Below are 16,881 nucleotides of genomic sequence, written 5' to 3' on the forward strand. Positions count from 1 at the left end.
TTTTTTAGTTTCACCGATCCATGCGGTAAGTTTGCGTGACGGAATCGCAAGTCGCTCCGGTTAGCATGTAAGCAATTGATTAAGCACGTTGATAAGTAACGATATGAATTAAACTGATTAGTTTTAAATAACGACGTTTTAGGAGGCGTAAATTATGTTGAAACACTTATTACCACTAGGAACCCGGGATGAATTTGGTCGGCGGGCACGTACCAAACAACACTTGATCGCGGTGATCCAAGCCCATTTTAAACAACGCGGGTTCGCGCCAATTGCAACGCCGTTATTAGAAAACGAAGCGGTGTTTGATCCATATCAGATGGGTAACTACCAACTATACCGCTTATTTGGCAACGATGGTCGCACCTTGGTCTTACGGCCGGACATGACCTTACCAGTTGCTCGCTTCATTAGCGCGACGAATGTCCCCTTACCGCAAAAGTTTGGTTATGTCGGCGATATCTTTCGAGTAAGCCGTCAATTATCAGGTTCATATAACCAAATCACACAAGCGGGAGTCGAATTAGTCGGTTACGCATCGCTGAAAGCCGAATTTGAATGTTTAACGATTGCCAACCAGCTTTCAAGTGAGCTGATTGCCGATGCTGTTGAAATCGAATTAGGAGATGCCCAATTTGCACAACGGGTCGTGGCCAGCTTGACTGGTGACGAAGGCGAACAACAAGCCATTTTAACCGCACTGTTCGATAAGCAAGTACCACGCTACACGAAATTGATTGCCAAGTACCGCGCACAGCCTTTATACGATTTTCTCAAAGCATGGCCGCGTTTGTTCGGGCGTCCAGAATGTATCTTCAAAGAATTAGCGGCAGCACCACTACCTGAAACAGTCCAACCAAGTCTGAAACGGCTTCAAACGGTGGTGGCCTGGATGCAACAAACGATGCCGGAGCAAGTCATCTCGGTGGATTTGAGTAGCCAAGCACCACAAAAATACTATACCGGCCTGACTTTTCGGGGTTATTCACAAGCGGGGGCTGGCTACCTGTTCAGCGGCGGCCGTTACGACAAACTGTTAACGAACTTTCAAGCTGAAGCAGAACCGGCTGTGGGAATGGGGTTAAACGTTGACTTGTTAACAACTTTAGCCACCGACCAACAGACCGCTTATGCTGAACAATTGATTTACTTTGAGCCTGAACAGTGGTCACAAGCGGAGGCATACTTAGCGAAACAACCGCACGCCATTTTGAGTTTGGCGGATGACTTAGCAGGTGCGCGCATCGAAGCACAACGTTTGAATGCCCAACTGATTGATTTAACTGGAGGTATGACCAATGACTGAACCACGTTTAAAGATTGCCTTGACTAAGGGCCGCGTCGAACAACAAGTCCTGCCGTTGCTGGAAGAAGCTGGACTGGATTGTTCGCAAGTCCGCAACAAGCAACGGCGGTTGATTTTTGATTCTGAGACGCAACCATATGAGTTTATTTTAGCGAAAGGGCCGGACGTGACGACCTTCCTCGAACGGGGTGCTGCTGATATCGGCATCGTTGGTAGCGATATTTTGACTGAACACGAGAGTACCCAATATGAACTGTTAGACTTGGGGGTTGGTAAGTGCCAATTTGTGCTAGCATCCACGGCCGACTTTGATCCCGTTGCACCACGACGCAAAATCATCGGCACCAAGTACCCATTGATTACCCAACGGTATTTTGATCGCTTGGGCCAAGATGTTGAAATTATTAAGATTGAAGGCTCGGTTGAATTAGCACCACTGACTGGCTTAGCCGACGCCATCGTAGATATCACCGAGACGGGGACCACGATTCGTGAGAACCATTTACAAATTTATGACTATTTACAACCAGTCTCGACCCGCCTAGTGGTCAACCGGTTAGCCTTAAAACAGCAACAAGCCGCCATCTTTGATTTAGTTGATCGGTTGGCCACAGTTGTTGATACGAATAATCCAAAGGAGTTTGTCTAATGAAAATTATTAATGAAGATTTAGCTAGTTTAAAACGCTTAGTTCAAACGAAGACCCAACAATTGACTGACTTAAAGGTTGAATCAGCGGTTCGCGAAATTATTGCCAATGTGATTAAAAACGGGGATGCCGCCGTCAAGGATTACGAAACCCAATTCGATAAGGTCACCTTGACCGACTTTAAGTTGTCACAAACTGTTATTGATGATGCTTATAACAATCTGGACCCGCAAGTGAAGGACGCCTTGTTGTTAGCTAAACGCAATATCACGAGTTTTCACGAAAAGGAAAAGGCGACTGGCTTTATTGATGCTGAACAGCCTGGCGTTCTACGAGGGCAGAAGTTAATGCCGCTTAATCGGGTTGGCTTATACGTTCCAGGTGGCACGGCAGCCTATCCATCGACTTTACTGATGAGTGCCTTGCCCGCTAAGATTGCCGGCGTTAATGAAGTCATTATGGTGACGCCACCACAAGTCGATGGCATCAATCCAGCCGTTCTTGCTGCAGCCAAAATCGCTGGCGTCGACGCCATCTATCAAGTGGGAGGCGCTCAAGCAATTGCTGCGTTAGCTTATGGGACTGAGTCGATTCCAGCGGTCGACAAGATTATTGGTCCTGGGAACATTTTTGTGGCGACTGCTAAGAAGCAGGTCTTTGGTCAGGTGGCGATCGACATGGTGGCCGGCCCGTCAGAAATTGGTATTTTAGCGGATGATTCAGCTGATCCTCGGCAATTAGCGGCTGACTTATTGAGTCAAGCAGAACATGACCGTCGAGCCCGGCCAATCCTAATTACGGATAGTGCCGACTTAGCGCAGGCCGTCAGTGACAACGTGACGTCACAGTTGAAAGTTTTGCCACGAGAAGCGATCGCTACCGACGCTGTTAACGAAAAAGGCTTCATTGCCGTTGTCGCAAAGGTTGAAGAAATGTTTGACTTGATGAATACGGTGGCACCAGAACACTTGGAAGTGCAATTGAAGAATCCAACTCAGTACTTGAATTTAATCAAAAATGCCGGGTCGGTCTTCTTAGGACGCTACGCCTCTGAACCACTCGGTGACTACGTTGCTGGTCCGAACCACATCTTACCAACGAGTGGCACGGCCCGTTTCTCATCACCACTTGGCGTCTATGATTTCGTTAAGCGAACGTCCTTTATCCAATACACTAAGGACGCTTTGGCTAAGGAAGCTCCGGCGATTACCACGTTGGCACGGGTCGAAGGTCTGGAAGGCCATGCTCGTGCGATTGAGAGTCGTTTTGACACCTATTACGATTAGGGCGTAATTAGTAGTTGATACTGATTGTGATTACAGCCGGTAGTCGTTTTAGCAGATGAGGAGGAAATGAACATGCGACAAGCAACGATTAAACGTGAAACGAAAGAAACCCAGATTGAAATCAGTTTGAATTTAGACGAACAGAGCGGTATCGAAATCGATACCGGGATAGGCTTTTTGAACCACATGTTGAACTTATTTGCGAAGCACGGGCGCTTCGGGTTGGTCGTGAAGTGTCACGGCGACCTCGACGTTGACCCGCACCACACTACTGAAGATACGGGAATCGTGCTTGGCGAATGCTTTAAGCAGGCGTTGGGTGATAAGCAGGGAATTGAACGGTACGGGACAGAATTTGTGCCAATGGATGAGACTTTAGGTCAGGTCAGTGTCGACCTAAGTGGACGGTCATACTTAGTTTTTGATGCCGAGCTCACGAATCCGCGGCTCGGTGGCTTAGATACGGAGACAGTCGAAGATTTCTTCCAAGCCGTGGCCTTTGCTGCTGAAATGAATTTGCACGCACGCATCCTGTACGGCCGTAACACTCACCACAAAGTTGAAAGTTTGTTCAAAGCGTTTGGGCGGGCAATGCGCGCGGCTGTCACGATTAATCCAGATATTCAGGGGGTCAACTCTACGAAAGGCGTGATTTAAATGTTTGCAATCGTCGATTATGATACGGGTAATACCCGTAATTTGAAGAAAGCTTTTGACTACCTGCAAGTGTCAACCATCTTAACGGCTGACCCGCAACAATTAGCGGCCGCTGACGCAGTTATTTTACCCGGTGTGGGAGCTTTCGCAGCTGCAATGGCCGCTTTAAAAGAACGCCAGTTAGTCGGCGTGTTACAAGCATTGGCGCGGAGTGGCAAACCCGTTCTCGGTATTTGCTTAGGCATGCAGCTCTTGTTTGAAAGTAGTTCCGAGTACGGCGAGCATGCTGGGCTAGGCTTGTTAAGCGGCCGGGTTAGCGCTTTGCCAACGGACTTGAATGTCAAAGTCCCACAGATGGGGTGGAATCAGAACGAGCTTCGGCGTCCTGATAGTCCCTTTGCCAGTATTGACGCGGCCTATACTTACTTCGTTCATTCGTACTATGCGGTATGTCCGGCAACTGAAATCGTGGCGACAGTTCAACACGGCGTCCAGGTTCCAAGTATTGTTCAGCATCAAAATGTGATTGGGATGCAGTTTCACCCGGAGAAGAGTGGTCGAGTCGGATTACAACAACTAGCAGCTTTTAAGGAAATGGTGAGTGCAAATGATTTTTCCAGCAATTGATTTACGAGCCGGTCAGAGTGTCCGGCTCTACCAAGGTGATTTTAAACAGGCGACATTGATTAATCCTGATCCTGTCGTTCAAGCCCAACAAATTAACGCAGCGGGCTTGCAGCAATTACACATGGTCGATTTGGACGGTGCCAAGTCAGGGCGCCCAGAAAACTTCGCGACAATCACGGCGATCCGGCAAGCATTTACCGGGACGATCGAGCTCGGTGGAGGTATTCGAACCTACGAGCTGGCGACTCGTTATCTCGAATTAGGAATCGATCGCTTAATCTTGGGGTCAGTTGCGTTGACTGATCCACGACTGGTCAAACGACTGTTAAGTGAGTTTGGTGGTGAGCGAATTGTGATTGGGTTAGACGGAACCAATGGTTATGTGGCAATTAAAGGCTGGTTGGAGCAGTCACAGACCAAGATGAGTACATTAATGAAGACAATGACTACGAGTGGTGCCAAGCACTTTATCGTGACCGATGTCGCCCGTGATGGCACGATGCAAGGCCCTAACCTTGCGTTATACCAAGAACTACAAGCACAGGTGCCCACGGCCAACCTGATTGCCAGCGGTGGCGTTCGGAATTTGACCGATGTTCAAGTGTTACAAGCCAGTGGGTTCAAGGATGTTATTATTGGCAAGGCGTTAGCTGAAGGCGGTGTGACACTGGCCGAATTAGCGGGGGTGACTGAATGTTAGCAAAGCGGATTATTCCGTGCTTGGATGTGGCGGATGGTCGGGTCAAGAAGGGCGTTAATTTCGTCAACTTGACGGATGTCGGAGATCCGGTGGCGATTGCAGCTGCCTATCAGCAACAGGGCGCGGATGAACTTGTCTTTTTAGATATTGCAGCCACCAATGAGCACCGCGAGACGATGGCCGCCATGGTCGAACAAGTCTCAGCTCAGGTCTTCATGCCACTGACGATTGGTGGCGGAATTACAAGCGTTGCTGATATGCAACGAATCTTACGTGCGGGTGCTGATAAGACGGCTATTAATTCGGCTGCAGTTGCCAACCCTGAACTGATTCGTGCCGGTGCTGAAAAATTTGGCAACCAGTGCATTGTTGTTGCGATTGACGCGGCGTGGGATGCGGCAGCTGGTCAATATCGTGTCTATACACATGGGGGTCAGCAAGCGACCGACCTCGATGCAGTGGCGTGGGCCAAGCAAGCGGTCGCCTTAGGGGCTGGCGAGTTATTGGTCACTAGCATGGATCGCGATGGCACTAAGGCGGGGTTTGATACCAAGTTATATCAGGCCCTGGGAGCAGCGGTCAATGTGCCAATCATTGCCAGCGGCGGTGCGGGTAACTTACAAGACTTTGTGGATGTTTTTAGCACAACCCCGGTTGATGGTGCATTGGCGGCTTCCGTCTTTCACTTTGGCGAGTTAACGATTGCAGATGTCAAAGCGACATTAAGAAAACAAGGAGTGGTCGTAAGATGAAACCAGACTTTGAAAAGGGTGACGGCTTACTGACAACGGTCGTCACCGACGCGGATACGAAGGATGTCTTAATGGTCGCGTGGATGAACGCGGAAAGCTATCAACGGACATTGGCGTCGGGCCAGACGTGGTTTTGGTCACGGTCTCGGCAAGAACTTTGGCACAAAGGCGCTACGAGCGGCAATTTACAAGATGTCGTTAGTATGACGCTGGATTGCGATCAAGATACACTATTGGTCGCAGTTCATCCGCATGGTCCTGCTTGTCATACGGGACATACGAGTTGTTTCTTTAACTCGGTTGAACTAGAACCGGGCGCCTAAGGATTGATGACGATAGCCGCATGAGTTGGGAGTTAGATGGCTGATTGGTTGGAAAATGCGGTCCCAACGGTCGATAAGCAGGATTGTTTTTAACCCGTATTAAATTGATGAATATATTATAGAAGAAAGTGGTGTCGAATATGCAAAATATGGAAGAATTATACGAACTGATCAAACAACGGAAGGCAACGCCTAAGAAGGGCTCCTACACAGATTATTTATTTACTAAGGGACTGGATAAGATTTTAAAAAAGGTTGGTGAGGAATCAACCGAAGTTATTGTGGCGGCCAAAAATCCCGGTGACGACGAATTAACCTATGAGACAGCCGACTTGTTGTATCACGTTTTAGTGTTATTGGTCGAACGTGGTGTTAGTTTTGACCAGATTAAGCAAGAATTGGCTAAACGTGAAGGTAAGATGAGTGACTATAAGGATCGGCCCGAAATTAAGAACCTATAGGAGGTAGCCGAATGAAAGCTAGTATTGAACAGTTAGAACCCTATGTGCCCGAAAAGCCGTTGGCGACCCTCCAAGCTGAGTTAGGATTGACAGAATTAGTCCGGTTATCAGCTAACGAGAACCCGTATGGCACCTCGCCAAAAGTGGCGACCGCTGTGAAGAATTGGGACTTCACCCAGAGTAATCGTTATCCCGATGCCGACGCACAGAAGTTACGACAAGCAGTGGCCCAGCAACAGGGAATCGACCCGAATAGCATCGTTTTTAGTGTGGGTCTTGATGAGATGATCGTGATGTTATCACGGACGTTCTTAGCCACCAACGACCAGGTGCTAGTGTCCGCACCGACGTTTTCAGAATATGGACTACATGCTGAGATCGAGGGGGGGCAATTAATCAGTGTGCCAACGTTGCCTAATGACCATGTGAACTTCGAAGGCTTAATGAAGGCCATTACGCCCCACGTGAAGATGGTTTGGCTGTGCAATCCGAACAATCCGACGGGCACCGTGGAATCATTAGCGGCAATTGAAGCGTTCGTCCAGCAAGTACCCCCGGAGACGATGGTCCTGATTGATGAAGCCTACATTGATTTTACACCGGGCGCGGCTCAAGTAACGGCCATGCAGTTACCAGCCAAGTACCCGAATGTAGTAGTCATGCGGACATTCTCCAAAGCATATGGGTTAGCTAACTTTCGAATCGGGTACGCCGTTTTTAATACCAAATATGCCGCAACGATGCAAACTATTCGGCTTCCATACAATGTGAATTCCTTGGCTCAAGTGGCAGCCCTGGCGGCAATCGATGATCCTAATTTTGTGAAACAAACGGTCCAAAAAAATGCGACGGAACGTGCTAAGTGGATGGCATTCTTTGATGATCAGGGTGTCACTTACGATCAATCTGGCGCGAACTTCATTTTCTTTAAGTATCCGAGTGCCACGCAACTGGCTGACTATTTAGTGCACCATGGGTATCTGATTCGCACTGGCTTACGGCCAGGGTGGTTACGACTAACGGTCGGAACGGCTAACGATAATCAGCAACTCCAACAATTAATTCGTGAGTTTAAGGCCTAGAATTGGCGCAAAGAAACCTGAGTAATCGGTTTCTTTTTTTGTTGCCCTAACTGCTGAATAAATTCGAGGCAGCTGGTCCGCAAGGATAGTTGTCAATAACACCTGCTAAACCATTAACTCAAGTGTTGACTTCGACGCCACTCTAAGCAGTAAAATTAGGGTGATAAAATACAGGAGGGACAACAATGTCAGAATTAGATAAATTAGCAGCTGGGGAATGGTATCAATTTAAAGATGCTGAGGTGGCCGCTCAAAAAGCGCGGGCTGCCAAGTTATGTCAAGAGTTCAATCAGATCGATGCAACAAATCCAGATGCGCAAACTGCCAAGATTCAAGAGATTCTTGGTAGTTACGGTCGCAATCTTTCCGTTCAAGCAGACTTTAATTGTGATAATGGTCGTAATATTCATGTTGGTGATAATTTTCTTAGTAATTATAACTTAACTATTTTGGATATCGCGCCAGTTCATATAGGGGATAACGTGATGATTGGCCCCAATGTTGATATTTATACGGTCAATCACCCGTTGACGGCTAGTGGTCGACGTGCTAGCTTGGCCCAGGGTCATCCAGTCACGATTGGTCATGATGTTTGGATTGGGGGGAGAGCGGTGATTACGCCCGGCGTGACGATTGGTAATAATGTTGTGATTGCGGCTGGAGCAGTCGTTACTCATGACATGCCTGATAATACGTTGGTGGCCGGGGTACCAGCCAAAGTTATTCGACAATTAGAATAAGAAAGGTCGCAATTGGCTAGCTTTTTGGGCACTTATTTTACTCATTGGCATGATGAGTCGTAAATACGACGAAAATAAGGTTTATTTTTGAAAATTAGTCCACGTAAGCGGCACCAATTATTTTTACAGGTATACTTAGATTAACAAACTAATATTAAGAGAAAGAGGATGCCGTTTGTTACATTTAATCGAACAGTTGTATGGACCCTTCTTCAGTGCGACTAACTGGGGTAACGTCATCACATCTGCTAATGACTGGTTAATCATTTTATCGTTAGCAATTATTGAGTGTTTACTATCAGTTGATAATGCCGTTGTCTTAGCTGCTCAGACCCAGAGTTTAGATAATTTACAAGAGCGGGAAAAATCGTTATTCTATGGCTTGTGGGGGGCCTATATCTTTCGGTTTTTAATCATTGGGATTGGCACGTATTTGATCAGTTTTTGGGAGATCAAAGTGTTAGGTGCGGCTTACCTTGGGTACTTGGTGTATCGATACTTTAGTCAGCCGAAAAATGGGGCCAAGGTGGCACAGAAACCCAAGCAACAACGACGCTTCTTCGGACTAAGCAACTTCTGGTCGGTCGTCATTCAGATTGAAATGATGGATATCATTTTCTCAATTGATTCTGTATTGGCGTCATTGGCAATTTCGGATAATCCGGTGATTGTTTTGATTGGTGGGATGATTGGGATTGCCTGCATGCGGGGCATTGCCGAGGTCATTATGCGCTTAATGCGCAAGATTCCCGAGTTGGAAACCATGGCGTATTGCTTGATTGTCTTGATTGCCATCAAATTATTTATTTCAATTCCTGCCATTGGTTGGGATATTCCCGCAACGGCTTTTGGTGGTATCGTATTAGTAGCATTTATTATTACGTTGCTGATTCATTTTTGGCGTCGGCGCCGCAATGAACAGTGCGTGGAAGGAAAGGTGCGTAAATGATGAAATTAGGTTGGATTGGTACCGGCGTCATGGGGGCAGCGATTGTCCGTAACCTGATGACGGCCGGCTATGACGTGACGGTTTATAATCGAACAAAAAGTAAGGCGGATGCGCTAGTTGCGGCGGGGGCCACTTGGGCTGATACACCGGCTGCCGTGGCAGAAACGAGTGACGTGATTTTCACCATGGTTGGGTTCCCACGGGACGTCGAACAAGTTTATTTTGGTGATCACGGGATTTTCAGTGGATTGGCCGCTGGAAAAACGGTAATTGACATGACGACGAGCCAACCCAAGTTAGCCGTTAAAATTGCGACGTACGCGCGTGAACATGACATGCACGCTTTGGATGCGCCCGTGTCCGGCGGTGATATTGGCGCCAAAAACGCCACTTTGACGGTGATGGTCGGTGGCGATGCCGATACGTACGAGGCGATGTTACCATTATTTAATGTGCTTGGTCACAAGGTCAATCATTTTGGGGATGCTGGTACTGGTCAACATGCCAAGATGGCCAATCAGATCATGATTGCAGGGACGATGACTGGGTTAACTGAAATGTTATTGTATACCAAGGCAGCCGGTCTTGATCCGGAAAAAGTCTTGGCAACGTTATCTAGCGGTGGTGCTGACAACTGGAGCATGGATAATTACGTGCCCCGGATTCTGAAGGACGATTACACGCCCGGCTTTTTTGCCCGCCATTTTCTTAAAGATTTGCGGATTGCTTTGAGTGAGGCGGATGCGATGGGACTTAATCTGGTTGCGACGGCGCAGGCTAAACGACTTTATGAAGTAATGGTCGATGTCAAAGGCTTGGGTGATCAAGGAACTCAGGGATTGATTAATATTTATTAGCACGTGGCTGACTTGATGAAAGTCGCTCAAACATCATATATTTATTGAAATAATAGTTATCAAGGCGGGAATTCAGCGAGTTTAATCTTTCTGAATCCCCGTCTTTTATTAACATGATACGCATTATGCGAGGTAATTTGTCATGAATCGTGATTAAAACGTGCCAGTTATGTCAGTTCAAAAGCAGCCAGCTTAGGCCTGCTGGAAAAAAGTTCGAGTTAGCGTAAAATTACTTAGTTGGCGCGTCCTACGCCGACTTCCAGGCATTTCTGCCAATTGCTGGAACGCGGTGGACACAGATTTAAGCCGCAGACCACGTCTTAAATACTGGTCTTCCACGCTTTAATGCCATATTGGTGAAACGTGCTCGGGTCAGACAGAAAATGATATTGTAATAATTTACTATTCCCAAATCACCATAGTAATAATTAAACGTCTCGACAAAGTGGTTAACGCCACCCTAACATTATGTTTAAATTTCCAGTAAAAAATATAGTCAGCGACTAATTGTACCAAGTTAAGTGGCTGTTCATTTGCCATTTGAGCGGCTTCCCGACTGGAGGGGCTGGGTGACAATGCTCAGTAGCCAAATTATTCTTAGCTGGAAGTGTTTTTCTTCCGGCTTAGAATAAGACTCGTATTTGAGATGACGCGGGTTATGCGTTAGCTCAAATCGACGTCGGCTGCGTTCCAGCAATTGGCACCCAGCCCCGGAGGTAGGCATAGGACGCGCACCGGCTGACGAACAGTAATTTAACTGGCACGTTTTAATCACGATTCATGCTGAGTAATAACTAGTACAACGTCTAGCATGGTATTTTATGAAACGATATCTAAAAATAAACTTGGTATACTGTCAATCTTGATGACTAGCATTTTGATGCATTAAAAAACGGATTCTTCAACGATGTGTGGCTGAGGAATCCGTTTGATGTTTCATGGCTTAATTAAGGCCTAATTGATTTAGTTTAAGGTTGCGGCTGCTTTTTGGGCAGCGACGTTGATAATGTTCCAAGGACGGTCGAAGCCTGGTTGGAAGAAGAAGTCCGTGTAAGCTAAGTCAGCAACAGTCAGTTTAGCTTGAATAGCCACTGAGATAGCGTTGATGTTAGCAGTAACATCGTACTTCGACATGATTTGCGCACCAAGCACGCGACCATCAGTTGGGTCAAAGGTTAGTTTGAACCAAACTTTGGTGTTGCCAGCATCTTCAGAGACAAACTTAGGCCGAATGGTATCGGTGACTAACACGGATGCCGTCTTAACGCCCAGCTTGTCAGCCGTGCCTTCTTTAACACCAGTGGAAGCAAAGTGGTAGTCAAAGACGGAAAGTGCGGATGAACCAGAAACAGCAGGCATTGGTACGTTTTCGCCAAGTAAGTTCTTAGCGGCAATCCGACCTTGCCGACGAGCGTTAGTGGCTAACGCAATGCGGTTATCCTTGCCAGTTGGGGCAAATGGGACTAAGGTCGCGTCCCCGACGGCGTAAATGTCAGTGTCACTCGTTTGGAGGTGGTCGTTGATCTTGATCAAACCGTGATCATCTAAGTCGACAACGCCCTTCAAGAAGCCAGTTGCTGGCCGAATCCCGGCGGCAGTTACGACCAGGTCAGCTGGATATTCGCCTTGATCGGTCACTACTTTGGTGACGTGGCCGTCAACACCTTCATACGCTTTAATACCTTGGCCAACTGCAGCATAGATGCCGTGATCGGCCATCGTCTTAGTCAAGATATCCGTGAATTCTTGATCAAGGTAAAGACTAAGTAAACGTGGTAATAGGTCGATAACCGTGACGTGCATGCCAGCTTTGGCAAAGACTTCAGCCGCTTCAATCCCAATATAACCGGAGCCAATGACAACCACATTCTTAACGCTAGGGTCAACGGTCTTGGCCTTTAATTTGATGGCCCAGTCGCGTCCACGCATTGCGTAGATGTTGGCTAAGTCATGGCCGGGTACTGGTAGGTCAAATGGTACCGCGCCGACACTTAGGACTAGCTTGTCATAAGCTTCATCACGTTCGTCACCAGTGGCGTGGTCAATGACGTGCACACTGTGACTAGCAGGGTCGACCTTACTAATTTCACTATTTACAAAGACGTGAACGCCTTGGGCTTGCATGCCAGCAGGAGTGGCATAGCTGACGGAGTTAACGTCTTTAACGGCACCTTCGAGGTATAATTGCATCCCACATGAGAGGAATGACAGAAAATTACCTTTTTCATACCATTGAATTTCAGTATCTGGTTGAGCGGCTAAAATACCGCGAACCGTTTCATAACCACCATGAGAAGAACCAACGACAATAACTTTCATAATTGTAAAGCCTCCAAATTTTAGTTTAGAACTGTTCTAAATAGAATATAACACGAACTAAGTTTGTCGGCAAGGGTAGTTTGTAATTATTCTAAATTATCAGTGAAAAATAGCTGTGCCCGTCGACACCATTTAGTTTAGAAATATTCTAGTTAGAATATAGCACTAAAATAAATTGTTCACAACTAAAACGGTTACAATTAGCTGCAAAAAACACCCAATCATCAAAAAATTGATGACTGGGTGTCAGTATTAATAGGGATGGACTTAATGATTATTCAATAATATCGAAGAAACTTAGCAACTTTTCTTTGGTCAATTGGGCTTTTTCCTCATCACGAACATCATACTTAATCTGGCCCTGATCAAGGACAATCAGGCGATTACCATAGCGAAGCGCATCGTCTAAATGGTGGGTGATCATCAGACACGTTAACTTTTCCTCCGTGACCCGTTGATTCGTTTGTGTCATTAGTTGAGCGCTGGTCTTAGGATCGAGTGCGGCTGTGTGTTCATCTAGTAACAAGAGATCAGGGCGCTGCTCGGTAGCCATTAAAAAGCTCAGAGCCTGGCGCTGCCCCCCAGATAAATTTTCTGTTGCCGTGTTGAGCCGAGCTGAAAGACCGTTGCCATCCATCGTTTCCGTTAAGGCTTGAAAGTGGGGCAGGTGCTTTTTCAATTGGCGTAATTTTAACGTACGTCGCTTACCACGTTGGCTGGCAAGCAGTAAGTTTTCGGCAACGGTCATCCGGGGTGCGGTGCCCATCTTGGGGTCTTGGAAAACGCGCGCCAGGAAAGCGGTCCGCTTTTCAACGGATAGTCGGGTGATGTCCTGGTCACGTAACTGGATGGTGCCACTATCAACCGGTAACTCGCCACTGATCGTGTTGAAGAGGGTCGACTTACCAGCACCATTTGAACCAAGTACGGTAATAAAATCACCATCATAGACGTCTAAGTTCAGGCCCCGCAAAATTTTGACCTCATTCGGGGTTCCCGAATTAACTTTGGTCACGATATTTTTTAATGATAATAATGGGGCACTACTGTTCGTCATAACGGGCCACTCCCTTCTTTAAAACGTGATTAAGATGTAGAACTTTACTGAATTGCGGTAACATTAAGCAGATTGCCAGAATTAATGCGGATAACAGGTTCATGTCGTTGGTGTTGAAGCCCAGTTGGAGGACTAACAGGCGCACGAACTGATACAAAATACTGCCGAGGGTAACCGCAACGAGTCGTTGATTCAACGTTAATTCACCAAAGACAACTTCACCGATGATGATCGAGGCTAGCGCAATTACGATGATTCCGATTCCCATGCTGACATCGGCATAACCGTTATTTTGCGCAATTAATGCGCCGCCCAGGCCAATGATACCGTTAGAGACCATCAATCCCATGATGGTCATGTTATCGGTGTTAATACCAATTGAACGTGCCATTTCACGATTGTCACCAGTGACAATGAAGGCTTGGCCGAGGTTAGTTTGCAAGAAGACAATCAGAAGCACGGTAATGATACTGATCACTACTAGGCCAACAAAGACGCTGTCAAAATATTTAGGCAGTGATTCCAAAAAGTGATTAGAAAAAATAGTTTGTTTGCCTAGCAATGAAACGTTGGAACTGCCGCCCATAATGCGCAAATTGATTGATAAGCACGCGGTCATCACTAGAATCCCGGCTAAGAGAATGGGCACTTTACCCTTGGTATAAAGTAGACCGGTGACCAGGCCGGTAATCGCGCCCGCAACGAAGGCTAACAGGGAAGCGGTAACGGGGCCCATTCCATGGCTAATCGCCATGACAGCAGTGGCCGCACCGAGTGGAAACGTCCCTTCGACGGTCATATCAGGAAAATCAAGAATTCGAAATGTCAAAAATAATGCGACGCCTAAGGTTGCCCACAAGAGGCCTTGGCCGATACTCGATACGATCATACTCATTTGTAAATAACCCCTTTCGCTTTGGCTTCTTTAAGGACACTTGCTGGGAACTTGATGCCGAGCTTTTTAGCTTCACTTAAATTGATGGTCATCTTACCCTTAGTGATGACTTTGATTGGGTAGTCGCTAGTTGCTTTGCCCTTTAAAACTTGGGCTGCCATTTCACCAGTTAGTTTACCAAGTTGATATTGGTCAACGGATAAGGTTGCGAGCCCGCCCGCTTTAACCATCGTATCAACGGCTGGAATGACTGGTACCTTAGCCTTATTTGTAACGGAGACTAGCGTTTTCATGGCACTTGCGACGCCATTATCTTGCGGCGCATAAACGGCGTCGACATTGGCGGCCATGGTTTCAGCCACTTGCTGCATATCGTTGGTGTTAGAGATAGTATATAACTTGTATTTCACACCTTCTTGTTTACAAATCCGTGCAAACTTTTTGGCGTTATATTCACCACCATGATCTGAAGTGGTGTAAATAATTCCGATTGTTTTAGCGCTGGGAACGAGCTTCCGCAACAAGTCTAAGTGGGATTTCAATGGAGATTCACCAGAAGTCCCCGTAATATTGGCACCGGGATGTTGGTCGCTTTTAATTAGGCCGCTACCCGATGGATCAGTAATACCTGCTAACATAACAGGGGTTTGCTTGTTAGCCGCAGAAGCGAGGGCCTGCGCGGCGGGGGTGGCAATTCCGACTGTTAACGCGGCGTTTTCGTTCATGAATTTTTGGCTCATGGTTTTCAAGTTACTTTGATCGCCCTGGGCATTTTGATAGTCGATTTTGACCGTCTTGCCATCGACATAACCATATTCCTTTAGACCAGCGACCACGCCACGATGAATCGCGTCGAGTGCGGGGTGGGTCTGGAGTTGAAGAATGCCGACCGTCGGCACTTTCTTTGTACTGGTCGTCTTCGTGGCGGTGGTTTTGCCTGTCATGACAAAGGCCACTCCCAGAAAGACGATCAAGGCACTAATGAATGCAATCATACGTTTCAATCTAATCACCTCAAAAAATTTCTTAAGCTCGGGCAAGTTCAAAGCCAATAAAAAAGGGCAAACCAGTAAGCTCTGGTTTGCCCTTTACGGAACCGAAGCCTGCTGTGTTAAAACCCATGCAGACTTCTTTGAATATCAAAGTGAGCCGGCACAGATACAAACTGTTTGCCAGATTGTATCCGTGTGGACGGCATTACAATCTGAACGGCCGGCTTTGCCATGAACTGTTCAAGTTAGTAACTGACTTTGACATGCTTGGTTCCTCGCTTTCGTTATTGAATGAGTTCAGTATAGGCAAAGTCGAAAAAAGTGTCAAGGATAAATTTCACCAAATATTAAAATTTGTGGTGAAAATCTTGTGAGATGCGGATGCTTGGTCGTCGGCATTTGTTCGTTCTAGTCCGACCTCCGGGGCGGGGGGCCAATGGCTGGAACGCAGCCGACGTCGATTTAAGCCCGAGCAAAACCCGCCTGGTCTCAATCCTGTGAGGGGCCACGGTTGAAGCCGAACATTGTCTAGTAACGGATTAATACGGTTTTGACATTAGTCTGTTGGCGTAGCAAGCACAGAATTTAGTGGTACCGAACACGTTTCGGGAAACCGCTCGAATGGCTGATGAACGACCACCGAGCTTAGCGCAACTTATCGGTGCCTATTTTGATACTGGCACTTTAAACAAAGCGTTAGGTTCATTAAAGCATTCTGTTGAGAGATTAAATCTTACTACACCGATTCAGGATTAGTGAGCTATCTCAATATCACTTTCAGTCTGACAGTTGATTGACAAAATAACTGTTTATAAAAAGCAACGACGAATTCATCAAAAGTTGAGTACATCTTTGTCCGCCATTCGAATACTATCCCGACTGGAAGACGTTCCGGCAATTGGCAGAAATGCCTGTAAGTTGGCTTAGGACGAACCAGCAAAGCATGTTTACGCTAACTCGCACGTTTTCCAGCGGGCCTAAGCTGGCTGCTTTTGATTTTAGTTATTCAGCAAGTTTTGAATAAGCATTCAAGTAAAACATAACGAAAAAACAATAAAATGAGTTGACAATGAATAAAGGTGGTGTTAAATTAGTTTTAAATTAAAAACAGATTAAGACGTTGAAGAGAAGAGTAATCGCATCACTGATTTGCAGAGAGCTTCGTAATGGTGAGAGAAGTATTCAGGAGTGCGGTGAAGATGAGCTTGGAGTCATGATGCGGGTCGTAG

18 protein-coding genes are annotated in these 16,881 nt (G+C 46.7%); 14 read left to right on the forward strand and 4 right to left on the reverse strand.

Annotation, left to right across the window (positions count from 1 at the left end):
* The first annotated feature begins 154 nt into the window (after positions 1-154).
* From hisZ to E5260_RS04500, 13 genes are all read left to right on the forward strand, one after another.
* Positions 155-1,306: an ATP phosphoribosyltransferase regulatory subunit gene (gene hisZ, locus E5260_RS04440; RefSeq protein WP_003642711.1), complete on the forward strand. Its 1,152-nt coding sequence runs from the start codon at positions 155-157 to the stop codon at positions 1,304-1,306.
* A complete protein-coding gene (gene hisG / locus E5260_RS04445; RefSeq protein ID WP_003642712.1) occupies positions 1,299-1,955 on the forward strand; it encodes an ATP phosphoribosyltransferase in 657 nt (218 codons plus the stop codon). Before hisZ ends, hisG begins: the two co-directional genes overlap by 8 nt.
* Positions 1,955-3,241 (forward strand): histidinol dehydrogenase, encoded by a 1,287-nt coding sequence (gene hisD / locus E5260_RS04450; RefSeq protein ID WP_003642713.1) that lies wholly within the window; start codon positions 1,955-1,957, stop codon positions 3,239-3,241. Before hisG ends, hisD begins: the two co-directional genes overlap by 1 nt.
* Positions 3,242-3,313: 72 nt before the next feature.
* On the forward strand, positions 3,314-3,898 hold the full coding sequence (gene hisB / locus E5260_RS04455; RefSeq protein WP_003644682.1) for an imidazoleglycerol-phosphate dehydratase HisB: 585 nt from the start codon (positions 3,314-3,316) through the stop codon (positions 3,896-3,898).
* Positions 3,899-4,525, forward strand: a complete 627-nt coding sequence (gene hisH, locus E5260_RS04460) for an imidazole glycerol phosphate synthase subunit HisH (RefSeq protein ID WP_003642715.1) — start codon at positions 3,899-3,901, stop codon at positions 4,523-4,525.
* Positions 4,506-5,225 carry a 1-(5-phosphoribosyl)-5-[(5-phosphoribosylamino)methylideneamino]imidazole-4-carboxamide isomerase gene (gene hisA, locus E5260_RS04465; RefSeq protein ID WP_003642716.1) on the forward strand — a complete coding sequence of 240 codons (720 nt, stop codon included), beginning with the start codon at positions 4,506-4,508 and terminating at the stop codon, positions 5,223-5,225. The genes hisH and hisA overlap by 20 nt, the downstream gene beginning before the upstream one ends.
* Positions 5,219-5,977 carry an imidazole glycerol phosphate synthase subunit HisF gene (gene hisF / locus E5260_RS04470; protein WP_003642717.1) on the forward strand — a complete coding sequence of 253 codons (759 nt, stop codon included), beginning with the start codon at positions 5,219-5,221 and terminating at the stop codon, positions 5,975-5,977. Before hisA ends, hisF begins: the two co-directional genes overlap by 7 nt.
* Entirely contained in the window at positions 5,974-6,300 is a 327-nt protein-coding gene (hisI, locus tag E5260_RS04475; RefSeq protein WP_003642718.1) for a phosphoribosyl-AMP cyclohydrolase, read from the forward strand. Before hisF ends, hisI begins: the two co-directional genes overlap by 4 nt.
* Before the next feature lie 140 nt (positions 6,301-6,440).
* Positions 6,441-6,761: a phosphoribosyl-ATP diphosphatase gene (hisE, locus tag E5260_RS04480; RefSeq protein ID WP_003642719.1), complete on the forward strand. Its 321-nt coding sequence runs from the start codon at positions 6,441-6,443 to the stop codon at positions 6,759-6,761.
* A gap of 11 nt (positions 6,762-6,772) precedes the next feature.
* Positions 6,773-7,843: a histidinol-phosphate transaminase gene (gene hisC / locus E5260_RS04485; protein WP_003642720.1), complete on the forward strand. Its 1,071-nt coding sequence runs from the start codon at positions 6,773-6,775 to the stop codon at positions 7,841-7,843.
* A gap of 185 nt (positions 7,844-8,028) precedes the next feature.
* Entirely contained in the window at positions 8,029-8,583 is a 555-nt protein-coding gene (locus tag E5260_RS04490; protein ID WP_003642721.1) for a sugar O-acetyltransferase, read from the forward strand.
* A 175-nt stretch (positions 8,584-8,758) separates the two neighbouring features.
* A complete protein-coding gene (locus tag E5260_RS04495) occupies positions 8,759-9,532 on the forward strand; it encodes a TerC family protein (RefSeq protein WP_003642722.1) in 774 nt (257 codons plus the stop codon).
* Positions 9,529-10,389, forward strand: a complete 861-nt coding sequence (locus tag E5260_RS04500) for an NAD(P)-dependent oxidoreductase (protein WP_003642723.1) — start codon at positions 9,529-9,531, stop codon at positions 10,387-10,389. The genes E5260_RS04495 and E5260_RS04500 overlap by 4 nt, the downstream gene beginning before the upstream one ends.
* A gap of 963 nt (positions 10,390-11,352) precedes the next feature.
* On the opposite strand, the gene E5260_RS04505 is transcribed toward E5260_RS04500, so the two are convergent.
* The 4 genes from E5260_RS04505 to trpX all read right to left on the reverse strand — a co-directional run bounded on the left by E5260_RS04505 (position 11,353) and on the right by trpX (position 15,655).
* The gene (locus E5260_RS04505) at positions 11,353-12,708 is read right to left on the reverse strand and encodes an FAD-dependent oxidoreductase (protein ID WP_003642725.1); all 1,356 of its coding nucleotides are present in this window, start codon (positions 12,706-12,708) and stop codon (positions 11,353-11,355) included.
* 274 nt (positions 12,709-12,982) lie between these two features.
* Positions 12,983-13,765: an ABC transporter ATP-binding protein gene (locus tag E5260_RS04510; protein ID WP_003642726.1), complete on the reverse strand. Its 783-nt coding sequence runs from the start codon at positions 13,763-13,765 to the stop codon at positions 12,983-12,985.
* Positions 13,752-14,660, reverse strand: coding sequence for an ABC transporter permease (locus E5260_RS04515; protein ID WP_003642727.1), 909 nt, complete (start codon positions 14,658-14,660; stop codon positions 13,752-13,754). Before E5260_RS04515 ends, E5260_RS04510 begins: the two co-directional genes overlap by 14 nt.
* Positions 14,657-15,655, reverse strand: coding sequence for a tryptophan ABC transporter substrate-binding protein (gene trpX, locus E5260_RS04520; RefSeq protein WP_003644679.1), 999 nt, complete (start codon positions 15,653-15,655; stop codon positions 14,657-14,659). Before trpX ends, E5260_RS04515 begins: the two co-directional genes overlap by 4 nt.
* A 618-nt stretch (positions 15,656-16,273) precedes the next feature.
* On the opposite strand from trpX, the gene E5260_RS15385 reads away from it, so the two are divergent.
* The gene (locus tag E5260_RS15385; protein WP_003642730.1) at positions 16,274-16,408 is read left to right on the forward strand and encodes a hypothetical protein; all 135 of its coding nucleotides are present in this window, start codon (positions 16,274-16,276) and stop codon (positions 16,406-16,408) included.
* Positions 16,409-16,881: the final 473 nt, after the last annotated feature.

The organism is Lactiplantibacillus plantarum (genome assembly GCF_014131735.1).
GTDB classification, from domain to species: domain Bacteria; phylum Bacillota; class Bacilli; order Lactobacillales; family Lactobacillaceae; genus Lactiplantibacillus; species Lactiplantibacillus plantarum.

Excerpts from the sequence above, each read along its gene's own strand:
- hisG (WP_003642712.1), top strand. The coding sequence starts at position 1,299 with ATGACTGAACCACGTTTAAAGATTGCCTTGACTAAGGGCCGCGTCGAA.
- E5260_RS04515 (WP_003642727.1), bottom strand. The coding sequence starts at position 14,660 with ATGAGTATGATCGTATCGAGTATCGGCCAAGGCCTCTTGTGGGCAACC.
- hisC (WP_003642720.1), top strand. The coding sequence starts at position 6,773 with ATGAAAGCTAGTATTGAACAGTTAGAACCCTATGTGCCCGAAAAGCCG.
- hisH (WP_003642715.1), top strand. The coding sequence starts at position 3,899 with ATGTTTGCAATCGTCGATTATGATACGGGTAATACCCGTAATTTGAAG.
- E5260_RS15385 (WP_003642730.1), top strand. The coding sequence starts at position 16,274 with ATGGCTGATGAACGACCACCGAGCTTAGCGCAACTTATCGGTGCCTAT.
- hisZ (WP_003642711.1), top strand. The coding sequence starts at position 155 with ATGTTGAAACACTTATTACCACTAGGAACCCGGGATGAATTTGGTCGG.
- hisA (WP_003642716.1), top strand. The coding sequence starts at position 4,506 with ATGATTTTTCCAGCAATTGATTTACGAGCCGGTCAGAGTGTCCGGCTC.
- hisD (WP_003642713.1), top strand. The coding sequence starts at position 1,955 with ATGAAAATTATTAATGAAGATTTAGCTAGTTTAAAACGCTTAGTTCAA.
- E5260_RS04505 (WP_003642725.1), bottom strand. The coding sequence starts at position 12,708 with ATGAAAGTTATTGTCGTTGGTTCTTCTCATGGTGGTTATGAAACGGTT.
- hisE (WP_003642719.1), top strand. The coding sequence starts at position 6,441 with ATGCAAAATATGGAAGAATTATACGAACTGATCAAACAACGGAAGGCA.
- hisI (WP_003642718.1), top strand. The coding sequence starts at position 5,974 with ATGAAACCAGACTTTGAAAAGGGTGACGGCTTACTGACAACGGTCGTC.
- trpX (WP_003644679.1), bottom strand. The coding sequence starts at position 15,655 with ATGATTGCATTCATTAGTGCCTTGATCGTCTTTCTGGGAGTGGCCTTT.
- E5260_RS04510 (WP_003642726.1), bottom strand. The coding sequence starts at position 13,765 with ATGACGAACAGTAGTGCCCCATTATTATCATTAAAAAATATCGTGACC.
- hisB (WP_003644682.1), top strand. The coding sequence starts at position 3,314 with ATGCGACAAGCAACGATTAAACGTGAAACGAAAGAAACCCAGATTGAA.
- E5260_RS04490 (WP_003642721.1), top strand. The coding sequence starts at position 8,029 with ATGTCAGAATTAGATAAATTAGCAGCTGGGGAATGGTATCAATTTAAA.
- hisF (WP_003642717.1), top strand. The coding sequence starts at position 5,219 with ATGTTAGCAAAGCGGATTATTCCGTGCTTGGATGTGGCGGATGGTCGG.
- E5260_RS04500 (WP_003642723.1), top strand. The coding sequence starts at position 9,529 with ATGATGAAATTAGGTTGGATTGGTACCGGCGTCATGGGGGCAGCGATT.